General features: G+C 61.9%; 18 protein-coding genes. All 18 read left to right on the forward strand.

The window, feature by feature from the left end:
- The first annotated feature begins 318 nt into the window (after nucleotides 1–318).
- Nucleotides 319–1,413, forward strand: a complete 1,095-nt coding sequence (locus AC5Y42_RS22285) for a cupin domain-containing protein (RefSeq protein ID WP_202349419.1) — start codon at nucleotides 319–321, stop codon at nucleotides 1,411–1,413.
- Between the two features lie 84 nt (nucleotides 1,414–1,497).
- On the forward strand, nucleotides 1,498–2,517 hold the full coding sequence (locus tag AC5Y42_RS22290; RefSeq protein ID WP_202349418.1) for a dihydrodipicolinate synthase family protein: 1,020 nt from the start codon (nucleotides 1,498–1,500) through the stop codon (nucleotides 2,515–2,517).
- Between the two features lie 512 nt (nucleotides 2,518–3,029).
- Nucleotides 3,030–3,506, forward strand: a complete 477-nt coding sequence (locus tag AC5Y42_RS22295) for a hypothetical protein (RefSeq protein WP_202349417.1) — start codon at nucleotides 3,030–3,032, stop codon at nucleotides 3,504–3,506.
- Nucleotides 3,507–4,752: 1,246 nt separating this feature from the next.
- Entirely contained in the window at nucleotides 4,753–5,466 is a 714-nt protein-coding gene (locus tag AC5Y42_RS22300; protein ID WP_499900745.1) for an MlaE family ABC transporter permease, read from the forward strand.
- A 54-nt stretch (nucleotides 5,467–5,520) separates the two neighbouring features.
- Nucleotides 5,521–6,342: an ABC transporter permease gene (locus AC5Y42_RS22305; protein ID WP_499900767.1), complete on the forward strand. Its 822-nt coding sequence runs from the start codon at nucleotides 5,521–5,523 to the stop codon at nucleotides 6,340–6,342.
- A gap of 7 nt (nucleotides 6,343–6,349) precedes the next feature.
- The gene (locus AC5Y42_RS22310) at nucleotides 6,350–7,747 is read left to right on the forward strand and encodes an MCE family protein (RefSeq protein WP_499900746.1); all 1,398 of its coding nucleotides are present in this window, start codon (nucleotides 6,350–6,352) and stop codon (nucleotides 7,745–7,747) included.
- Nucleotides 7,748–7,783: 36 nt separating this feature from the next.
- Nucleotides 7,784–8,812, forward strand: coding sequence for a virulence factor Mce family protein (locus tag AC5Y42_RS22315; RefSeq protein WP_499900747.1), 1,029 nt, complete (start codon nucleotides 7,784–7,786; stop codon nucleotides 8,810–8,812).
- A complete protein-coding gene (locus AC5Y42_RS22320; protein ID WP_499900748.1) occupies nucleotides 8,809–10,164 on the forward strand; it encodes an MCE family protein in 1,356 nt (451 codons plus the stop codon). The genes AC5Y42_RS22315 and AC5Y42_RS22320 overlap by 4 nt, the downstream gene beginning before the upstream one ends.
- Nucleotides 10,165–10,220: 56 nt before the next feature.
- Nucleotides 10,221–11,510 (forward strand): virulence factor Mce family protein, encoded by a 1,290-nt coding sequence (locus AC5Y42_RS22325; RefSeq protein WP_499900749.1) that lies wholly within the window; start codon nucleotides 10,221–10,223, stop codon nucleotides 11,508–11,510.
- Between the two features lie 38 nt (nucleotides 11,511–11,548).
- Nucleotides 11,549–12,664 (forward strand): virulence factor Mce family protein, encoded by a 1,116-nt coding sequence (locus tag AC5Y42_RS22330; RefSeq protein WP_499900768.1) that lies wholly within the window; start codon nucleotides 11,549–11,551, stop codon nucleotides 12,662–12,664.
- Nucleotides 12,665–14,119 (forward strand): MCE family protein, encoded by a 1,455-nt coding sequence (locus AC5Y42_RS22335; RefSeq protein WP_499900750.1) that lies wholly within the window; start codon nucleotides 12,665–12,667, stop codon nucleotides 14,117–14,119.
- Nucleotides 14,086–14,841 (forward strand): Rv1363c family protein, encoded by a 756-nt coding sequence (locus tag AC5Y42_RS22340; protein WP_499900751.1) that lies wholly within the window; start codon nucleotides 14,086–14,088, stop codon nucleotides 14,839–14,841. Before AC5Y42_RS22335 ends, AC5Y42_RS22340 begins: the two co-directional genes overlap by 34 nt.
- A complete protein-coding gene (locus tag AC5Y42_RS22345) occupies nucleotides 14,838–15,497 on the forward strand; it encodes a hypothetical protein (RefSeq protein WP_499900752.1) in 660 nt (219 codons plus the stop codon). The genes AC5Y42_RS22340 and AC5Y42_RS22345 overlap by 4 nt, the downstream gene beginning before the upstream one ends.
- A gap of 8 nt (nucleotides 15,498–15,505) precedes the next feature.
- A complete protein-coding gene (locus AC5Y42_RS22350) occupies nucleotides 15,506–15,889 on the forward strand; it encodes a DUF732 domain-containing protein (RefSeq protein WP_202349411.1) in 384 nt (127 codons plus the stop codon).
- Between the two features lie 32 nt (nucleotides 15,890–15,921).
- Nucleotides 15,922–16,554, forward strand: coding sequence for a CAP domain-containing protein (locus AC5Y42_RS22355; protein WP_420029352.1), 633 nt, complete (start codon nucleotides 15,922–15,924; stop codon nucleotides 16,552–16,554).
- Nucleotides 16,555–17,678: 1,124 nt separating this feature from the next.
- Complete coding sequence (istA, locus tag AC5Y42_RS22360) at nucleotides 17,679–18,938, forward strand: IS21 family transposase (protein ID WP_499900753.1); 1,260 nt, start codon at nucleotides 17,679–17,681, stop codon at nucleotides 18,936–18,938.
- Nucleotides 18,935–19,750 (forward strand): IS21-like element helper ATPase IstB, encoded by an 816-nt coding sequence (gene istB, locus AC5Y42_RS22365; protein ID WP_499900754.1) that lies wholly within the window; start codon nucleotides 18,935–18,937, stop codon nucleotides 19,748–19,750. The genes istA and istB overlap by 4 nt, the downstream gene beginning before the upstream one ends.
- A 79-nt stretch (nucleotides 19,751–19,829) precedes the next feature.
- Nucleotides 19,830–20,762 carry an AraC family transcriptional regulator gene (locus AC5Y42_RS22370; RefSeq protein WP_499900755.1) on the forward strand — a complete coding sequence of 311 codons (933 nt, stop codon included), beginning with the start codon at nucleotides 19,830–19,832 and terminating at the stop codon, nucleotides 20,760–20,762.
- Nucleotides 20,763–20,863 lie beyond the last annotated feature (101 nt).

Here is a 20,863-nt window from a genome sequence, read left to right on the forward strand (position 1 = left end):
CTACGCAATGCGCCTGCGTCGTGATCCGCGTTGCTCTCAATTGCCTGTCGGTCAATGTAACTGAAGCCCATACTTCCGCCGCCAGACCGATCGGGCCAACCCGCTAGCGGCATCGAAATTGCGTTGAACCTCTCACCGACAGCCTGCGCCATTTCACTGGATCGCGTAAATCGGAGACTCGGACGCGTCTATCGGATAGACGCCGAAGGCCGTAGCGAGACAGACTTTTACCTGTCGACAGTCGGCCGTTAGGCCGTCTTCGCCTTCCAAGGAACACCTCTCCGCTATTCGCGGAAGCGACGATATGGACCGTCTTATATGGCCGGCAAGTCATTGCAGCAGTTCGATGCGGAACTCGAAGTCGCGAACCTACGCGGCCAATGGATCTATGACGAGATGCTAGAAAATGTCGTCGGCGGTCCTGCGCCGGCGGGAGTTCCCTTCATGTGGAGATGGAACGATGTCTACAACAAACTGCTCCAATCCTTTGATGTCGTCGCTGAAAGTTTGACCGCTCGACGCCATCTGTCGTTCATCAACCCTGGCACTCGGGGGACCACACATACCATGAACATGGGCATGCAAATGCTCAAGCCCGGCGAGATTGCGTGGTCCCACCGGCATACCATGTCTGCCTTGCGGTTTGTCGTCGAAGGCGGCCCCGGCCTCGTCACGGTCGTCGATGGCGAGGCGTGCCCGATGGATAACTATGATCTGGTACTTACCCCGAGCTGGACTTGGCACGACCACGAGAATGCGACGGGACGCAACGTCGTCTGGCTTGACGCGCTCGATATCGGCCTGGTGCTTGCTTTGAATGTTCCATTCTACGAATCGTTCGGGGACAAACGCCAGCCGCAAAGGACGAGTGCGGGCGAGTACCTTTCGGCTAGGGCCGGGATGTTGCGTCCGGTGTGGGAACGCACCAAAGAAGTCAACCTTCCCTACCGGTATCCATGGCGACAAGTCGAAGCTGAGCTTCGTTTGATGGCCGACCAGAAAGGCAGCCCCCACGACGGGGTAGTGCTCAGGTACGCCAACCCCGTGACCGGCGGACCCACTCTGCCCACCATGGATTGTTGGGTCCAGCTGCTACGCGCCGGAGAGGAGACCGAACCCCACCGGCACACTTCCAGCGCAATGTATTTCGTCATTCGTGGCGAAGGGATCACGGTTGTTGACGATCTCGAAATGCAGTGGGGTCCGCACGACAGTTTCGTTGTGCCCAACTGGAGCACACATCATTTCATCAACAGATCACGTGAAGACGCTGTGCTCTTCTCCGTCAACGATATTCCGGCAATGCGTGCGCTCAACCTGTATTACGAGGAACCAGGCTTATCGGTTGGGTCGCAGCCATACCCTGCTGTCCCGGGAAATGCGACACGGCCGAACGGTGTCGACAACAGCTGAGCAGCTGGAGAACCAGATTGTGATCGAACGCGGAAATCGATGGTAGCCGCGTGCGGCACCACGGCTAGGGAAGAGAAAAGCTAAGTGACCAATCCGAAACTGACAAAAGACGACATCACTGGCGTCGTCGGCATCATTCCAACGCCGTCGACTCCCCTGGCTGACCGATGGGACGCGGAGAATACCGTGGACCTCGACGCCACAGCCGAGCTGGCCGAAGCCATGGTGCGTGGCGGCGTCGACGTCCTGATGACGACTGGAACGTTCGGTGAATGCGCGACATTGACCTGGACGGAGACACAGGCTTTCGTCAGCACCGTGGTAGAGACGGTCGCCGGCCGAATCCCGGTGTTTGCGGGCGTCACCACCCTGAACACGCGAGAGACCATCGCAAGAGCGCGACGGCTCGCGCAACTTGGAGCTGACGGTTTGTTCGCCGGGCGCCCGATGTGGCTTCCCTTGGACGACAAGGGGATCGTCGCCTTCTATCGCTCCCTGTGCGAGGCGCTGCCGGAGCTGCCGCTGGTGATCTATGACAATCCGGGCGCCTTCAAGGGCAAGATCGGTACAGAAGCCTACGGCGCGCTGAGCCGAATACCTCAGATAGTCGCTGCCAAGCACCTCGGAATCGCAATCGGTGGGGGAGCCTTCATCGACGACGTTCAGGCGGTCGCGGGACGCATGCGGTTGCTGCCGCTTGAAACCGATTGGTATTACTGCGCGCGTCTTTTCCCAGACGACATCAAGGCGTGCTGGTCTGGCAACGTTGCGTGCGGCCCGGCTCCAGCGATCCATTTACGCGAACTGATTCACGCGAAGAACTGGGACGAGTGCCTGAGCGTAACCGCCGAACTGAACGCTGCACTCGCACCGCTCTACCCGAACGGCAACTTCCCAGAATTCCTGAAGTACAGCATTCAACTCGACAACGCCCAGTTCCAGGCCGCGGGATTCATGCGGACCGGACCGACGCGCCCGCCGTATACCGAAGCGCCGGAGTCATATCTGGAAGGAGCCAGAGATGCCGGCCGTCGCTGGGCGGCGTTGCATGAGCACTATCGACATAAAACCGAGGAAGCGATGAGCGCCGGTTCTGGCATGTAAATACCAATCTGAGATTTGAGCGGCACACGGACTCTGCGCAGATCAGCGGGAAGGTCCGGATCCGCTAAAGCGGGACAGGATACCCTCACTCGGCGTTAGGAGATTCTCAATGAGACCAAGCCGATGCACGTTGCAGTGAACCCGCCCGGCTATGGCTAGGCATCGCCGCAGGCCTGTGGCTGGCGCAGGTCGAGTTTTTGCTGAACTTTTACTCGCTGGGCGGGGGCTGGCCGTCTTGACCTTGGCGGCCGCCTGTCCGTTAGTCCGGCCAAGGCGCCGATGGGCGTAGGCCCGTACGACCTCGATGTGCTTATCAGTTCAGAACACCGATTTAATTGCATTCCTCCTCAATCTCGCTCAGCAAAATTCGTGCGAATGACGTCTCGGTCGGACACGGCTTTGACTGACGTACCGCAAGTCAGCCCCAACCATGACCGCGCGGCCATGGATGGGCACGGAGGCCTTGAATCATGTCCCGAGAAGACGAAAAGTGACCGTACGACAGGAAAATCATGATCGGCATACCAGATCCTCCGGCCGTCTATATGGCAATCGAGACCTATCTGACAACGCTCCAACAACACCCGACCGCTGACGAGATGATGGACCAGATTCTCACCGAAGACTTCGAAACCGGACTCCGCGGCGGTGATATGTGGCATGGGATCGACGGTCTGCGTGCATACCTCTCGGAAAGGGCCGAATTTTTCGACGAGCGCAACCAGTTGAAGGCGATTCTGTCACTGAGTCCGTCGCTGACCGGCGATGTCGAAGTCAGCACCAGGCTCGACTTCTTCATGCGCCGCTGGAAGCCGCCGTCGCCCACAAGCGAAGAGTTTACCGGTACGGCCTTTCATACCTGGACAATTCGATCCCTGGACGGCAAGCTGCGAATCGCAAATCTAATCATCGATGGGTTCGCAAATCTCAATGAACACGCGCGACGCCTCATCGCTAGTCCCGTGCTAGGGGAGGATGTCGAAGAATAAGGTATGCACCGACCACGGCGACGACTCCGTCCTCCTTTTAAGCCAGCTCGGGCGCCCCTCTCGTGGCGACCGGCCGCAAGACAGTCTCAAGCCACGGAAGCGGAGATATGCACGAAGCGAGCCAGTCGACATTCACTGAGTGGCCTTGGGATACGCGCGGGTTGGGCACCGCACGACGATGGTTCGGCGCGAACGCTGGCCGCTCTGGTGACAGGTGTCACGCGGAGATACGGTGGTGAATATCGTTGTGGCCCATAGCTATATGCTGATCCAGTGCGCCCACCTCGCCGTCGGCCTGCTGGCTTTCCGATCGCGTTTGGTTGTGATGGTTAGTGGCCGGTGATCAGCACCAGCCTGACAACTCTCGGGTGAGCGCGACCCTGACCAGAGCACGCCTACACAACGTGCAGCTATCTACATGCTAGAGAGTTGCTCCACCAACTAGATGATGCTCCGGCGGGGTGTGGTCAGAACCGTCCGCGTCAGTCGACGTCCGGTCGGGGAGCTCACCGCCACTGCAAGTGCGCTAATTGGAGACTCGTCCGCGTCTATCGGATAGACGCAAGACACGCCGGCTAGGGACGCTAGATCCGCTGAACCTGGTAGGTCGGCTCAATCAAGCAGGGCAACAAGGTATGTCGCTACTCGACGGATATGGCGAAGGGGGCACCTCAATGACGCTGTCCAGCTGCCGCGGTGTTGAGTGCGATGCGCTGATCGACGACCGAGTCACCCCGAATGCCGCACGGGATAAGGAGGCGACGGGGTTCAGCCGAGCCTTTCAGGCGATCCGCGCTATCCGAGGCGGCGCTGTCTCCCCCTGTGGAACAAAGGAATTTGACGCCGAGGGTGGCGTCGGCGCCGGGCAAGCTCACTATGAACCTGGCGTGGCGGGGAAGCCGGAATCGCTTCGGGGTCTGTCCGCCTTGGACACCCATACTGATCACCTCATTACCCGGACGCGCAATCATCGCAGCGGCGCGGCGTCGTCAAGGCGAGGCGGTACATCGATTGCCGGTCAGCTTGATCCTGGTAACCGCCAGCGGGCCGGCAAAGCAGCCCCTGCGATTGCAGGACCTGTGCCGAGGCGGTGCGGCGCAGCCCATCGGGATCAGGGACGCGTTCAGCCGCGCTTGCGCGGCAGCTCAACGCGCATCGAAACCGCAGAGCCTATGGGGGGTAAGTCAAGTTGACCTCGGCCCATCCGGTCACCAAACCGGTGCGTGCCTTGGGCGGTTTCTTTGCGATGTCACTAGACACCTTGTTGATGGTGTTTCGGCCTCCGTTCGCCTGGCGTGAATACGTACTGCAGACCTGGTTCATCGCACGCGTATCGACCGTCCCTGCGCTGGTGTTGGTGATCCCGTATGCGGTGCTCCTGACGTTCAGCCTCAACGTCGTCTTGACGGAAATCGGTGCCGTGGATTACTCGGGGACGGGCGCCTCGATCGCCGACGTGAGCCAGATCGGCCCGGTTGGCACGGTGCTGGTGATTTCCGGCGCGGCGGCCACCGCCATCTGCGCTGATCTGGGCGCACGAACCATCCGGGAAGAACTCGACGCGCTCCGGGTAATGGGAATCGACCCCATCCGGGCGCTAGTACTTCCTCGCGTGCTCGCGGCCACCACTGTGGCTTTTGCGTTGGGCGCGTCGGTGATCATCGTGGCTCTCACCGACACCTACGTTTTCTCTGTGTATGTCCAGCACGTTTCTCCGGGCGCTTTTGTGGACCACCTAACCTTGCTCACCGGCGTCGGCGACGTCGTTGTCTCACTTGTGAAGGCGACGTTGTTCGGGCTGACGGCAGGCCTTATCGGCTGCTACAAGGGCATCACGGTCAGCGGTGGTCCCGCCGGTGTCGGCAATTCTGTCAACGAGACCGTGGTGTTCTCCTTCATAGCCTTGTTCTCGATCAACACGATCGTGACCGCCGTCGGTATCCAGTGGACTGTGTCGTGAGGTGAACCCGTGACGCAAACACTCTCGAGTACCCGGCCGAGCAAACGGTCTCCGCTGCTGCAGCGGACGTTAGGAAACCTGATTGGTAAGTGGAATCAGATCGGATCACAAACGTATTTTTATGCCAAGACGGTGAGTTTGATCCCCACTGCTGCCAATCGCTACCGGCCTGAACTACTGCGTGTGATTGCGCAGCAGGGCATGGGGTCCGGAGCGCTCGCGGTTGTCGGCGGATCTGTCGGGGTCTTTGCGATGCTCCTACTGGCCACCGGATCCCTTGTGGGAGTGCAGGGATACAACCAATTCGCGTCCATTGGGGTGGAAGCGCTGACCGGGTTAGCCGGAGGCTTGATCAACATCCGGTTCCTTGTGCCCGGAACTGCTGCCGTCGCCCTCTCGGCGACCATCGGCGCGGGCGCCACCGCCCAGCTCGGGGCAATGCGGATCAACGAGGAGATCGACGCGCTAGAGGTGATCGGTGTACGCAGCATCGCCTACCTGGCGTCAACCCGGGTTATCGCCGGGGTGTTTGTGGTGATCCCGCTCTACTGCGTAGCCACTCTTACGGGCTTTCTGGCCGCCCGCATCACAACCACAGCCATCTACGGCCAGGAGCCCGGCGTGTACGACCACTACTTCAATACGTTCCTAAACCCGGTTGACGTGATTTGGTCATTCTGCGAGTCGCTAGTGCTCACGATTTTGATCATGTTGATGCACACCTACAACGGGTTTAACGCTAGCGGCGGTCCCGCGGGGGTTGGCGAGGCGGTGGGCCGGGCCGTGCGTAGCTCACTGGTGATCTCGGGGACGATGCTCACACTGCTCACCCTCGCCGTCTACGGCCAATCCGGCAACATCCACTTCACTAGTTAGCGGCGTGATGAAGCACAGGCCAAGAGAACATCATCTCCACCCGGCGTGGTGGACGCTGATGCTGTTCACAGCGATCGGCCTGTTTCTGTTCGTGACCATGGCGGCATTCAGTGGGGCGTACCGGGCCGTCGTGCCGGTGACGCTGACGTCGGATCGAGCAGGCCTCGAGTTGGAGACCAACGCCAAGGTCCTGCTGCGTGGCGTCCAGGTAGGCCAAGTCAAACAGATAGGCGGTGGCACGAACGGGGCCAGCTTGAGGCTTGAGATCGATCCCGATCAGGTCCGCTACATCCCGGCCAACGTGCAGGCAGAGATCAAGGCCACCACGGCATTCGGCGCCAAGTTCGTTGACCTCGTGTATCCGCAGAACCCCAGTGCCGCGCGGCTGGCCTCCGGCGCAGTGCTGCATTCGAAGAATGTCAGCACAGAGGTCAACACGGTCTTTGAAAACGTCGTCGATCTGCTCAAGGTGATCGATCCACTCAAACTCAACGCGGTGCTGACCGCACTGGCCGACGGTGTGCGCGGACAAGGCGAACGAATCGGGGCGGCCACCACCGACCTTAACCAGGTTTTGCTAGCCCTCAACTCGCGCAACGACGTCATCCGCCAGGACTTGCGCTCGTTGAAAGACCTCACCGACGGCTATGACCCGGCCGCCCAGGACATTCTGACGATCCTGAACACCGCCAGCACCACCAGCGCTACCATCGTGGATCATTCGACCGCGCTGGACAGCTTGCTGCTCGAGGCTATCGGGTTTGCAAGAGCCGGGACCAACCTGTTGGCCACAAGCAAAGACAATTTGGTCACGTCGGTCAACGTTCTTGAGCCGACGACCAACCTGCTGCTCAAATACAACCCTGAGTACACCTGCTTTATGCGGGGCGCCCAGTGGTACGTCGACCATGGGGGCCGCGGGGCGTGGGGCGGGGCCGACGGCCGGTCGCTCCAACTCGACTTCGGGCTGTCACTAGGCAACGACCCCTACATCTACCCGGACAACCTTCCCACTGTCGCGGCCAAGGGAGGACCCGGCGGCAAGCCGGGGTGTGGGTCGCTACCGGATGTCACGAAGAACTTCCCGGTGCGCCAGCTCGTCACCGACACCGGGTGGGGGACCGGTCTGGATATCCGGCCCAACCCTGGTATCGGGCATCCCTGCTGGGCGGACTGGTTCCCCGTCACCCGAGGTCTGTCGGGGCCGCCGAGCATCCGCCAATGCCTTCCCGGGCCGGCGCCCGGGCCGAGTCTGTATCCGGGGGCGCCTCCCTACGGCGCACCCCTGTACGGACCCGGCGGGGTGCCATTGTGGCCGGGAGTGCCGCCCGCCCCCACGTCTGCTGCCGCGGCGACGGAGCCCGGTCAGTCACCGGCTGAGTCCGTCCCGCCTCCATCGCCGTGATCGCGGCCGAATTACCGAACTGGAGAAAGACGAATCATGGGGAACAACGTGAGACACGCCGCCTGGCGCGTGGCGATTTTCCTAACGATCACTTTGCTGGCCACGTTCGTTTTGCTGACGGTCTACGGGCAGTTCCGGTTCGACAAAGGCACGGCCTACAACGCCGAGTTCACCAACGTGTCTGGTCTCAAGAAGGGCGACATGGTTCGGATCGCGGGGGTGGAGGTAGGCAAGATCCAAGACATCTCGGTCAACGCCGACGCGACAGTGCGCGTTGAGTTCACCGCCGATGATTCGGTAACCATCACCGAAGGAACCCGGGCAGTGATTCGCTACGACAACCCTTTCGGCGGTCGCTACCTAGCCCTGCAGGAAGGGGTTGGCGGATTTAAGAAAGTTAATCCTGGTCAGACCATTCCACTGGCCCGCACCAAACCCGCACTGGATCTGGATGCGCTGATCGGCGGGTTCAAGCCGCTGTTTCGCGCCCTGAATCCGGAGCAGGTCAATGCGTTGAGTTCGCAGCTGATACAGGCGTTTCAGGGACAGGGGCCGACAATCGGCTCATTTCTCGACCAGGCCGCGGCGGTGACCACCACTTTAGCCGAGCGTGACCTGCTGATTGGACAGGTCATCGACAACCTCAATGTGGTGCTGGGATCACTCGGCGGCCAGAGCGACCAGCTCGATAAGGCCGTGACGTCGCTGTCGGAGCTCATTCACCGACTGGCTACCCGCAAAAGCGACATTGTCAACGCGGTGGCCTACACCAACGCCGCCGCTGGCTCGATCGCTGACTTGCTCTCGCAAACCCGGGCGCCGTTCCAGAAGGCGGTCCAAGAGACCGACCGGGCCGCGAGCATCGCGGTGGCCGACCGCGACTACCTCGACAATCTGCTCAACACGCTGCCGGACAAGTACCGGGTGATGGACCGTCAGGGGATCTACGGCGACTACTTCAGCTTCTACCTTTGCGAAATCGTGCTCAAGCTCAACGGAAAAGGGGGCCAGCCGGTGTATGTCAAGTTAGCCGGTCAGAGCACCGGACGGTGTACGCCGAAATGAAATCGTTCTCTGAACGCAGCCCGCTCCTCATCGGCGCCGTGGGAGCTGCAGCGGTCGCCGCCATTACGCTCGGCGCGCTGGAATACCAGAATCTGCCCTTCTTCAACCAGGGCACGAACTACTCGGCCTATTTCGCCGACGCAGGCGGGCTGCACACAGGCGCTGTCGTCGAGGTCTCCGGTTACCCGGCGGGAAAAGTATCAAGCATCGAGCTTGACGGAACCGGCGTGCTGGTCACATTCAAGCTAGATAAGCACATCCGTGTGGGGGACCGCACCGAGGCGGCAATTAAGGCGAGAAGCCTTCTGGGCACCAAAGTCCTCGACGTCACGCCGCGCGGTGAAGGACCGCTGAAGGGCGCTATTCCGATGGACCGGACGGTGTCGCCGTACCAACTGCCCGACGCCCTCGGTGACCTGGCTACCACGATCAGCGGGCTGAATACCGACCAGTTGTCGGACTCGCTGGCTACCCTGGCGCAAACCTTTTCCACGACCCCACCAGATCTGCGGAACGCCATGCAGGGGCTGGCGCGGTTTGCGCAAACACTCAACGCCCGCGACGCTCATCTTCGCAACCTGCTTGACAACGCGGCCAAAGCGACGGGAGTGCTGGCCAAGCGTAGTGACCAGGTGGTCAGCCTAGTGACGGATACCAACGCGTTGCTGGTGCAACTGCGGACGCAAAGCGCGGCCTTGGACCAGATCTGGGCCAATGTTTCGGCGGTATCGCGCCAACTGAAGGGATTCATCGCCGACAACCGACGGCAGCTACAGCCGGCGCTGAACAAGCTCGACGAGGTCCTATCGATCGTCGACAAACGAAAGGAGCGCTTGCAGCAAGCGATTCCAGGCCTTAACCGCTACGTCATGCAGCTGAGTGAAACAATCTCGCAGGGGCCATTTTTCAACGTATACGTATCGAATCTGCTGCCGGGTCAGTTTGTCCAACCTTTCGTCAATGCCGCATTCTCCGACCTAGGACTAGATCCGGCCACGTTGCTGCCATCCGAGCTGACCGACCCGCCGACTGGTCAGCCGGGGACCCCACCGCTGCCGATGCCGTACCCGCGGACCGGCCAGGGCGGCGGACCACGGTTGAACCTGCCCGACGCGATCACCGGCAACCCCGACCCCAACCTGCCCGGACAATCTCCGGGCCGCTACCCGTATCGGCCTGAGTCGCCGGCCCCGCCGCCAGGCGGTCCGCCCCCCGGGCCGCCCGCGCTGCCGCCGCCCGGGTTGCAGTCCACCCCCGAACCGACACCGTCCCCGGTTTACGGGCCAGCCCCGGTTTACGGGCCAGCCCCGGGTCAGGCGCCGTCCGCGAGTCAGCCGGGAGGCCTACGGTGATATCGCTGCTAAGGATCCACCCCCGCGGGATCCACCCACGCGTCATCGTGGCGACGATGCTCGTCCTAGTGCTCGCTGCAGGACTGGTGGTCGTGACGCGCGCTACCGATCGGATCGGCCGAACAACGGTGGTCGGCTACTTCGAGAACAGCACCGGCCTTTTTCCCGGTGACGATGTGCTCATCAGGGGGGTACGGGTGGGCAGGATCGACAAGATTGAACCGCAGCCCCAGCGGAGCAAGATCACGTTCTGGTTCGATAGCAAGTACAAAGTCCCCGCTGATGCGATGGCCGCAATCCTGTCGCCGCAACTGGTGACGGGTCGAGCGATCCAGCTGACGCCGCCCTACACGGCCGGGCCCAAGATGGGCAACGGCGCGGTCATTCCGCGGGATCGAACTGCCGTGCCAATCGAGTGGGACGACCTGCGGGTACAGCTGGAACGGCTGACCCAATTACTGCAGCCCAGCCAGCCGGGCGGCGTGAGCACGCTGGGCGCGCTCGTCAACACCGCCGCCGACAACCTGCGCGGGCAAGGCGGCACCATCCGCGACACCATCATCAAGTTGTCGCAGACGGTGTCCGCGCTTGGCGATCACAGCAAAGACATTTTCGCCACACTGCGCAACCTGTCGACACTGGTGTCGGCGCTGCACGACAGCGCCGACGTGCTCAAGCAGCTCAACCGCAACCTCGCCGCGGTGTCAGCACTGATGGCCGACGACCCGAACAAGGTCGGTCAGGCGGTCGAGGACCTCAACGCGGTGGTCGCTGACGTTCAAAGCTTCGTCGCCGATAACCGCGAGCCGCTTGGCACCGCGTCGGACAGACTGGCGTCGATAACCAAGGCGCTGGTCGGCAGCCTCGACGACATCAAACAGACGCTGCACATCACGCCGACAGGGTTGTCGGATTTCGTTAACATCTTCAAGCCAGCCAACGGCGGATTGAGCGGCGCACTGGCCGCTAACAACTTCGCCAATCCGATCGCCTTCCTCTGCGGAGCGGTGCAGGCGGCTTCCCGATTGGGCGGTGAGCAGGCGGCGAAGCTGTGCGTGCAATACCTGGCGCCCATTATTAAGAACCGCCAGTACAACTTCCCCCCGTTAGGGCTGAATCTCTTCGTCGGAGCACAGGCCAGGCCCAATGAGGTCACCTACAGCGAGGACTGGATGCGGCCCGACTACGTTCCTCCAGTTACTGATTCACCCCCGGGCGCCGAAGCACGTACCCCTGAACCACCGCCTGCGGCAGCACCCTCAGAACCGCCGGCAACCGCCAGGGCTGCCACCGATCCCGCTGCTGGCCTGCCGGGCATGATGGTGCCCCCTGGAGGCGGCTCATGAGACTAAACAGCCGAGGACTGGCGGGACTGAGCCTGCTGATGATCATTGCTGGGGCCGGGTTAACCGGCTGCGGCTGGCGTGGGCTCAATTCGCTACCGCTACCCGGAACACAGGGCCGCGGCCCAGGTTCTTTCGTGATCCAGGTGCAGATGCCCGATGTCGATAACCTTCAACCAAACTCGCGGGTGCGGGTTGCCGACGTAACGGTCGGCACCGTAACGAAGATCGCGCGGCAGGGCTGGCATGCGTTGCTGACCATGAGTCTCAACGGTGACGTTCACCTACCCGCCAATACAACTGCCAAGCTCGGGCAAACCAGCCTGCTGGGTTCATTGCACATCGAGCTGGCGCCACCGACCGACGCCCCACCGCGTGGCCAGTTGCGCGAAGGCTCACTTATTCCGTTGTCGAGCGCTGGTACCTACCCGAGCACTGAGCAGACATTGGCGGCGCTATCACTGGTGCTAAACGGTGGCGCGGTGGGGCGTGTGCAGGACATCACCGAGGCCTTCAGCACGGCGTTTCGCGGCCGCGAGCAAGACCTGCGAAGCCTGATCGGGCAGTTAGATAAATTCACGGCCAACCTCAATGACCAGACAGGCGACATCATCGCGACCGCCGACAGCCTGAACCACCTAGTCGGAAAGTTCGCTGCGCAGCAACCCGTCCTGGATCGGGCCATCACGACCATTCCCGACGCGCTCGCGGTGCTCAACGACCAGCGGGATAACCTCGTCGACGCGGCTAGCCAGCTGAGTAAATTCAGCGCATTGACCGTCGACACCGTCAATCACACCAAAGAGAACCTCGTCAAGGAACTCCGGGAAGTCGCGCCGGTGTTGGAGTCGCTCGCTAACGCTGGCCCCAGCATGACTCGTTGGCTGAGCTTGATGACCACCTTCCCATACGTGAACGAAACGCTCGAAAATGCCCAGCGCGGTGACGACGCGAACCTGACGATGATCATCGACCTCACCCTCAGTCGCATCGACAGTGGGATCTTCACCGGCACCCGGTGGCAGTGCAATCTGACCGAACTGGAGCTGCAGTGGGGTCGCACAATTGGCCAGTTTCCGAGTCCGTGCACAGCTGGGGGACCGTCCAACCCGGGAAATCCGCTGACGATTCCCTACCACTGGAACCAGGGGCCATAAATGCTGCAGAAACGGACCAGAATCCAGCTGGCCATCCTCACCGTAGTCACGCTTGTCACGGCGGGATATACCTTTCTGCACTTCATGAAACTGCCGACCTTATTGTTCGGCGTCGGCCGCTACAGCGTGAACTTGGAACTATCGCGAACCGGCGGGCTTTACACCAGGGCCAACGTCACCTACCGCGGCACCGAAGTGGGCCAGGTGCAATCCGTGCACTTAACCGACACCGGCGTGGAGGCCGTCCTATCGCTGAAATCCGGCATTAACATTCCCTCGGACCTTAAAGCCGAGGTGCACAGCCAAACCGCGATCGGTGAACAATACGTCGAGTTGTTGCCGCGTAACGGAACCTCACCGCCGCTGAAGGATGGCGATGTGATTCGGCGGGCTGACACCTCTGTGCCGCCTGACATCAACGCCTTGCTGAACGCGGTCAACACTGGTCTACAGGCAGTGCCGCGCGACAACCTGAAAACCGTCATTGATGAGTCCTACGTCGCCGTGGGCGGACTCGGTCCGGAACTCTCCCGCCTGGTCAAGAACTCTTCCGATCTGGCGATCGAGGCGCGCGAGAACCTCGACCCGCTGATTAAGCTGATCGACCAATCGCAGCCCGTCCTCGACTCTCAATCTCAGACATCAGCAGCGGTTCAGGGGTGGGCGTCGCACATGGCCACTGTGACCACTGAGTTGCGGGCCCACGACGAGGCCGTCGCCGGCGTCGTGGACCACGGCGGCGCAGCGCTCGGAGAGGCCCGTCAACTGGTCGAGCGGCTGCAGCCAACGCTGCCGATAGTGCTGGCGAACCTGGTCAGCGTCGGCCAGGTCGCTCTTACCTACCAGAACGACATCGAACAAATCCTTGTGCTGGTGCCCCAACTGGTCGCGAACCACCAGGCCGCCATCGTGGCCAACACGAACACCAAGCAGGCCTTCGAGGGCTTTTACATCAACCTCAACCTCAACCTCAATCTGCCAGCGCCGTGCACCACCGGGTATCTGCCGAGCCAGCAGAAACGCAACCCCACCTTCGAAGATGCTCCGGACCTGCCGGCTGGAAGCCTGTACTGCAGGGTTCCTCAGGATTCGAAGATCGACGTCCGCGGCGTCCGCAATATCCCGTGCGAAACGCAGCCAGGCAAGCGCGCAGCCACCGTGAAGATGTGTGAAAGCGACGAGCAGTACGTGCCGCTTAACGACGGCTACAACTGGAAAGGCGATCCCAATGCCACCTTATCTGGCCAGGGCATCCCGGAGCTGCCGCCAGGGCCGCCAACGTCGGCAGCGAGTTCGCCCGGACCGGCGTCACCGCCGATAGCCGCCGCCCAATACGACCAGGCCACCGGTACCTATATCGGACCCGACGGGCATCAATATACGCAATCCGATCTGGCACAAACTGCGCCGAAGGAGAAGACATGGCAATCGATGTTGGTGCCGCCGGGGAGCTGACAACAAATGCCGACATCCTCACAACACGACGAACGGAGGATCGAATGCGAATAGCTACCGATTCCGAATCAATCCCGCATGAAGATGACAAAGTCCGCGTCGACATTGAGGGTGTCGAGGGCCCCGCCGACGAGTCTGATGTAGACGAGTCTGATGTAGACGAGTCTGATGTGGACGATGACGCGGAGGCCGCTGCGGACGATGCACGAGATGTCCCCGCCCCGCGGTCCAGAAAGCCCCTGTCGGCGCCATGGCGCGCGATGTCGTTTGGCCTGGCTGCCGTCGTCATGTTGGCAGCGCTGGTCGGATGGCTGGGATTTCGTGCACACCAGTCGCACCAGGCGCATGTCCAGCGAAGTCAGTTCCTGCAGGCGGCTAGGCAGGGCGCGCTAAACCTGACGACGATCGACTGGCAGCATGCCGATACCGATGTGCAGCGCATTCTTGATGGCGCGACGGGACAGTTCTACGACGACTTCGCCAAGCGGTCACAGCCATTCGTCGACGCAGTCAGGCACGTCAAGGCGAGCACAGTCGGCACGGTTACCGAGGCCGGGCTGGATACGGAGACGGGCGGCATAGCCCAGGTACTGGTGGCCCTGGCCGTCAAGACATCGAGTGCCGATGCGCCCGACCAGCCTCCGCGGGCATGGCGGATGCGCATCTTCGTGCAGAAGGTCGGCAATCAGGTCAAAGTCTCTAACGTGGAGTTTGTGCCATGAGGTGGTTAAAGTCCCGCAGTGCCAACGGCCCAATCGATTCCGACTCGGTGGACGACTCGCCTGCCGAGCCGGGGCAAACCGCGACTACTGAGGACACGACCAAGCCAGCCGAAGCGCGCACCGAGGTCGACAGGTCAGGCCACGATGACCAGGCGACGAGCGCGAGGCGTCGCATCCGCTGGTCGCGGGCGATCGCCTACGGGATCCTGCCCGCGTTGGCGTTCCTGCTGGCTCCAGTCGCGGGCTATCTGAAGTGGCAGGACGCCGTGGCCCGCGGCGCTCATGTGGCTGGCGCGGAATCCGTGCAGGCCGCCACCGACGGCACCGTCGCGCTGTTGTCCTACCGGCCCGACACCGTAGAAAAGGATCTAGAAGCCGCGCGGGGCCGGCTGACCGGTAACTTCCTGAACGCCTACACGTCGCTGACCCACGACGTGGTGATCCCAGGGGCAAAGCAGAAGCAGATCTCTGCAGTTGCCACCGTCCCTGCCGCCGCTTCGATTAAGGTGACCGACACCCACGCGGTCGTTCTTCTATTCGTGAACCAGACGGTCATCATCGGCCAGGGCGCGCCGACCAGCACCGCCTCCAGCGTTCGTGTCAGCCTCGACAAGCTCGACGGCCGGTGGCTCATCTCCCAGTTTGAACCGGTATGACACGCCCGATGAGCCTGCGATCTTTGGCCCGCGAGTCCGCGCCGGCCACGATCGCGTCCGCCGCAGCGGCGCTAGTCATGGCGTTTGGCGGCGCACCGCACGCGTCTGCCGCCCCGGCCCCCGACCTGGAGTACCTATATAACGTTATGGTTCGGCGGCATTACAACTTTCCGAACTCTACCGAAGCTCTCAACTATGGCTACGGGATCTGCGACAAGATCAGCCGCGGCGAGAGTTACGGCCAACTGATGGGCGATCTGAGAAGTGACTTGGCCACCAGCGACGAGGGTGAAGCTTCTTACCTGATGTCGTATTCGGTCAACTTACTTTGCCCGCAGTCGATCTGGCAGCTGAGAAACTCGGCAGCGCAGTACCGGCCCCCAGCGCCATGACAGAGCAGAAAGACCGATTCATGGTTCAACCGTTGCGTCCCAAAGCATTAGCAGTGCCCACATTGGCCGCGTTTGGGGCCTATGCAGCGCTGGCGATACCCACCGCAAGCGCCGACAACAAGAGGCTCAACGACGGAGTCGTCGCAAACGTCTACACGATTCAGCATCAAGCCGGATGCACCAACGACGTGAAGATCAATCCACAACTGCAATTGGCGGCCCAATGGCAGAGCCGCGATCTGCTGAACAATCGCGCACTCGACGGGGACCTAGGCTCCGACGGGTCGACGCCGGAAAGCCGCGCCGATGCCGCCGGATTCAAAGGCAAAGTAAGTGAAACCGTCGCGATCAACCCCGCCGCCGCGATCAACGGCATCGAAATACTCAACCAGTGGTACCCCAACCCCGCCTACGTCGGCATCATGTCTGACTGCGCCAACACCGATATCGGAGTGTGGTCGGAAAACAGTTTGGATCGCAGCGTGGTGGTTGCTGTCTATGGACAGCCGGTTACAGTACACCCGCCTCCAGAGGGGAAAACCGAGAACGTTCCGATTGACCCAAGCCCGGACTATGACGCCAGCGATGAGATCGAGTTCGGCGTCAACTGGCTCCCTTGGATATTGCGCGGCGTTTACCCCCCGCCCGCCATCCCGCCGAAATAGAATTCTCTTTGACCGAATCGGCTGGATGACGCCAGTCGAGTCCGGTGCCGCGTTCGGAGAGGAGGAGGTCGGAGAACTCGCGGCCGGTATGATGTAGTTGCCGAATCACGTTGCAAAATAGCACTATAATCGGTATTGGTGTAGTTTGCCGGTAACCCCCCCATGGCGCGGACAGACGTGGTGATCGAAAAGCTGGCGATAGCCGCCGGGCCGACAGCTCCTCGGGTAGAGACGTCGAGCATGCCGCGAGGCCTCACATCCGCTAGTAGTCGGATTTCTAAGTGCAGCAATGTAACGTCCATAGTCGCACTTGCCGGGCACCGCAGTGCCAGTTCCCCGGTGGGGGGCCGGCACCTTGTCCGATCTATGCGGCCGGCGCTGATTTATCAGATCAATTACCGCGCGTGAGTCAGCCGGGGAAGCGTCAAGTATTGCCGTGCCAGGCTGCAATTACCGAGCCGGTCTAGTTATAAGCAACAAAGTGCAACTGAAAGCCGTTGCAACACAACGCATATAAGATGCTGGGCTAGATATACCTGACATAAGAGATGTGCGCGGAAATGGGGCACGGCCGGCTTCTGGGGCCTCTTTCGCGTCGTCCGCAAGAGTGTCCTACGCTCATCTCGTCGGCGGTGTTCCATTCGCGTCGAGCTGCACCGCTTCGCGCACACCTCCGTGGGAGTCGAGACGATCCCGACGCGGGATACGGATATCGCCAACATCGGCGCGCACCAGTTCGTCGGCCCGGAGTCCGGCGAGCACAGCCGTCAGGACGATCGTCCCCGCGCTCGGCCCAGTCAGACCGGGCGCATTGAACCGCGGTCGTGTCGAATGCGCCGTCGTAAAAGGTGAGCGGTAGCTCCTGGATGGATTTCCAGAAATTAGCCTCACGCACCGCTGTCGGTCAACCCATTCGAGCCGGACTCCGGCACAGGCGATTTCGCTTACCGCTCCACCGGATCGTGCGAGCGAGCGTCACTCGGCAGTCGAGTAGGCTTATGCCTCTACTCTTGCTATGCGCCAAAGGAGTTGTCGGCGTCGCCTGAAAACTGACCCCGTGTCGACGCCCGAATTTTGACCCCCTTCATCTGAGTCTCGGCTTATGAGCCGAGAGGAGAAGGGAGTTGTTGTCAGTGGAGGATTGGGCTGAGATCCGCAGGCTGCATCGAGCGGAGGGGTTGCCGATCAAGTTGATCGCCAGGACGTTGGGGATCTCGCGGAACACGGTACGGGCGGCGCTGGCTGCTGATGGCCCGCCGAAGTATGAGCGCAAACCGGCGGGGTCGGCGGTGGATGCGTTCGAGGACGCGATTCGAGCCCAGCTGTTGCAGGTCCCGATGATGCCGGCCTCGGTGATCGCTGAGCGGGTCGGCTGGTCGCGTGGGATGACGGTGTTCAACGAGCGGGTCCGGGAGCTGCGGCCGGCGTATCTGCCGCCCGATCCGGCCGGGCGCACCACGTATGACGCCGGTGATATCGCGCAGTGCGACTTGTGGTTCCCGCCGACCACGATCCCGGTCGGCTACGGCCAGACCCGCTCGCCGATGCAGTTGCCGGTGCTGACGATGGTGCTGGGGTATTCGCGGTGGCTCTCAGCGATTCTGCTGCCGTCACGGCGTGCTGAGGACCTGTTCGCCGGGTGGTGGCAGCTCATCAGCGCCCTCGGTGCGGTGCCACGCACCCTGGTCTGGGATGGGGAGGGTGCGGTCGGGCGGTGGCGGTCGGGCCGGAGCGAACTGACCAGAGACTGCCAGGCGTTCCGCGGGGTGTTGGGCACCAAGGTGGTGGTGCTCAAGCCGCGCGAACCCGAACACAAGGGCATCGTCGAACGGGCTCATGACTATTTCGAGCGGTCCTTTCTGCCGGGGCGAACCTTCAGTGGCCCTGGTGATTTCAATCATCAGTTCGACAAGTGGTTGCAGATCGTCAACGCGCGACGGCGCCGGGTGTTGGGATGTGCCCCAACGGATCGGATCGGCGCGGACCGCCAGGCGATGCTGGTGTTGCCGCCGGTGGCTCCGCAGGTGGGCTGGCGTAACTCCACCCGCCTGGCACGGGATCACTACATCCGGTTGGATTCCAATGACTACTCGGTGCACCCGGGGGTGATCGGGCGGCGCATCGAAGTCATCGCGGATCTGGATCGGGTGCAGGTGTTTTGTGACGGCAAGACGGTCGCCGACCACGAACGGGCATGGGCTTGGCACCAAACCATCACTGACCCCGAGCATCGTGAGGCGGCGAACATGCTGCGCCACAACCGCATCGGTGCCCTCCGGCCGGTGCGTGAGCATGAAGAACAAGTGATGGTCGAGCAGCGCCGCCTGGCTGACTACGACGCAGCTTTGGGGATCGACCTCGGCGAAGGCGGGCTGGTGTCATGACCACCAAAACAACACCCAAGCCCACTGCGGTGTCGGCGACCAATCGGGATCTAAGCGCTGAGATCGGGTTCCTCACCCGCGCCCTGAAAGCGCCGACAATGCGTGAGGCGGTGGCCCGACTGGCCGAGCGGGCCCGCGCCGAGTCCTGGACCCATGAAGAATTTCTGGTCGCCTGTCTGCAGCGCGAGGTCTCTGCACGGGAGTCCCATGGCGGGGAGGGACGGATCCGCGCCGCCCGGTTCCCTTCACGAAAGTCGCTGGAGGAGTTCGACTTCGATCACGCCCGCGGTCTCAAACGCGACCTCATCGCGCACCTCGGGACGTTGGACTTCGTGGTCGCCAAAGACAACGTCGTCTTCCTTGGCCCGCCAGGCACCGGCAAGACGCATCTGGCCATCGGTATCGCGATCCGGGCATGTCAGGCTGGCCACCGGGTGCTGTTCGCCACCGCTTCGGAGTGGGTAGCACGGCTGGCCGAGGCCCACCACAGCGGCCGGCTGCAACACGAACTCATCCGACTCGGCCGCTACCCGCTGATCGTGGTCGATGAGGTCGGTTACATCCCCTTCGAACCCGAGGCCGCCAACCTGTTTTTCCAGCTGGTGTCCTCCCGCTACGAACGGGCCAGCCTGATCGTCACCTCGAACAAACCGTTCGGCCGTTGGGGTGAGGTATTCGGCGACGACGTCGTGGCCGCCGCCATGATCGACCGACTGGTCCACCACGCCGAAGTGATCGCCCTCAAGGGCGACTCTTACCGCATCAAAGACCGCGATCTCGGGCGAGTCCCGGGATCGGCCACCGAAGAATGAACACCAAGGGGGTCAATTTTCAACCGTCGAAAGGGGGTCAATTTTCGGCCGTCGTTGACAGACCGTACGCACCCAACAGTTGAGCGCGGCCGAGCACCTCGCTTCGGAAATTTTCACGCCGCACCGTCTCCGGTTCTCTCGGCGCGGCCAGCGATTGAATGCCCAGCTCAGCGCTGCACGAATCGGGGCCGTGACCGTCGGCTATCTCCGGTACGGTGCAGATGTCGAGCTCGTCAATTCGACTGCGCTCGATGATTACCACGTCAACGTCCCCCTCACCAGCTACGCCGATTCGTGGTGCGGCGCAGCCACGGCTCAAGCGACACCCACGCAGGCTGCGGTGTTCCTGCCGGGCCGCCCCGCTGGCATCAAGTGGGCCGCCGACTGTGGCCAGCTGTGCGTGAAGTTCAGCCGGGCGGATCTGGAACTTGAACTCGAGGGCCTGCTCGGACGACCGGTGGTTAGGCGGCTGAGCATCACGCATAGCATGGACCTCACGGCGGGCAGCAGTCGTACCTGGCTTGCGCTGCTATCGGTCCTGTATCGGGAGGTCTCTCGCCCAGAGAGCATCGTGCACCATCCGATGACCGGGCGACATTTCGAACACTTGCTCATGCATGGGTTTCTACTCGCCCAACCTCATTACCAGGCCATGGCGCTCGCCGCCGAGCAACAAGCGGTGCCGCCGCCCAGAGTGCTCAGGACAGCACTCGACCTGATTGAGGAGCATCCCGAAAGGAGTTGGACGACAACCGATCTTGCTCGCGAGGTTGGTATCGGGGTCCGCGCACTGCAAGAGAGTTTCAGACGGCACGTCGGGCTTCCCCCGCTCACGTATCTGCGCGAAGTCCGGCTAATCCGTGCGCACGCCGAATTGGCGGCGTCGTCCGCGGGTGCCGTCACTGTTGCCCACATAGCGATGAAGTGGGGCTTTGGTCATCTGGGCCGCTTCGGCGCGGCCTATCGGCGCAAGTTCGGCGTCACGCCGCAACACACCCTGCGCGCGACCTGAACGTCGCCTTCAGACAGCGCCCCCACAACGACGCGCCATTGGGCCAATCGGGCCATGACTTGCGAATAGACGCGGTGTGTCACGAACACTTATGCGTGAAA

This window comes from Mycobacterium sp. NGS48 (genome assembly GCF_059812585.1).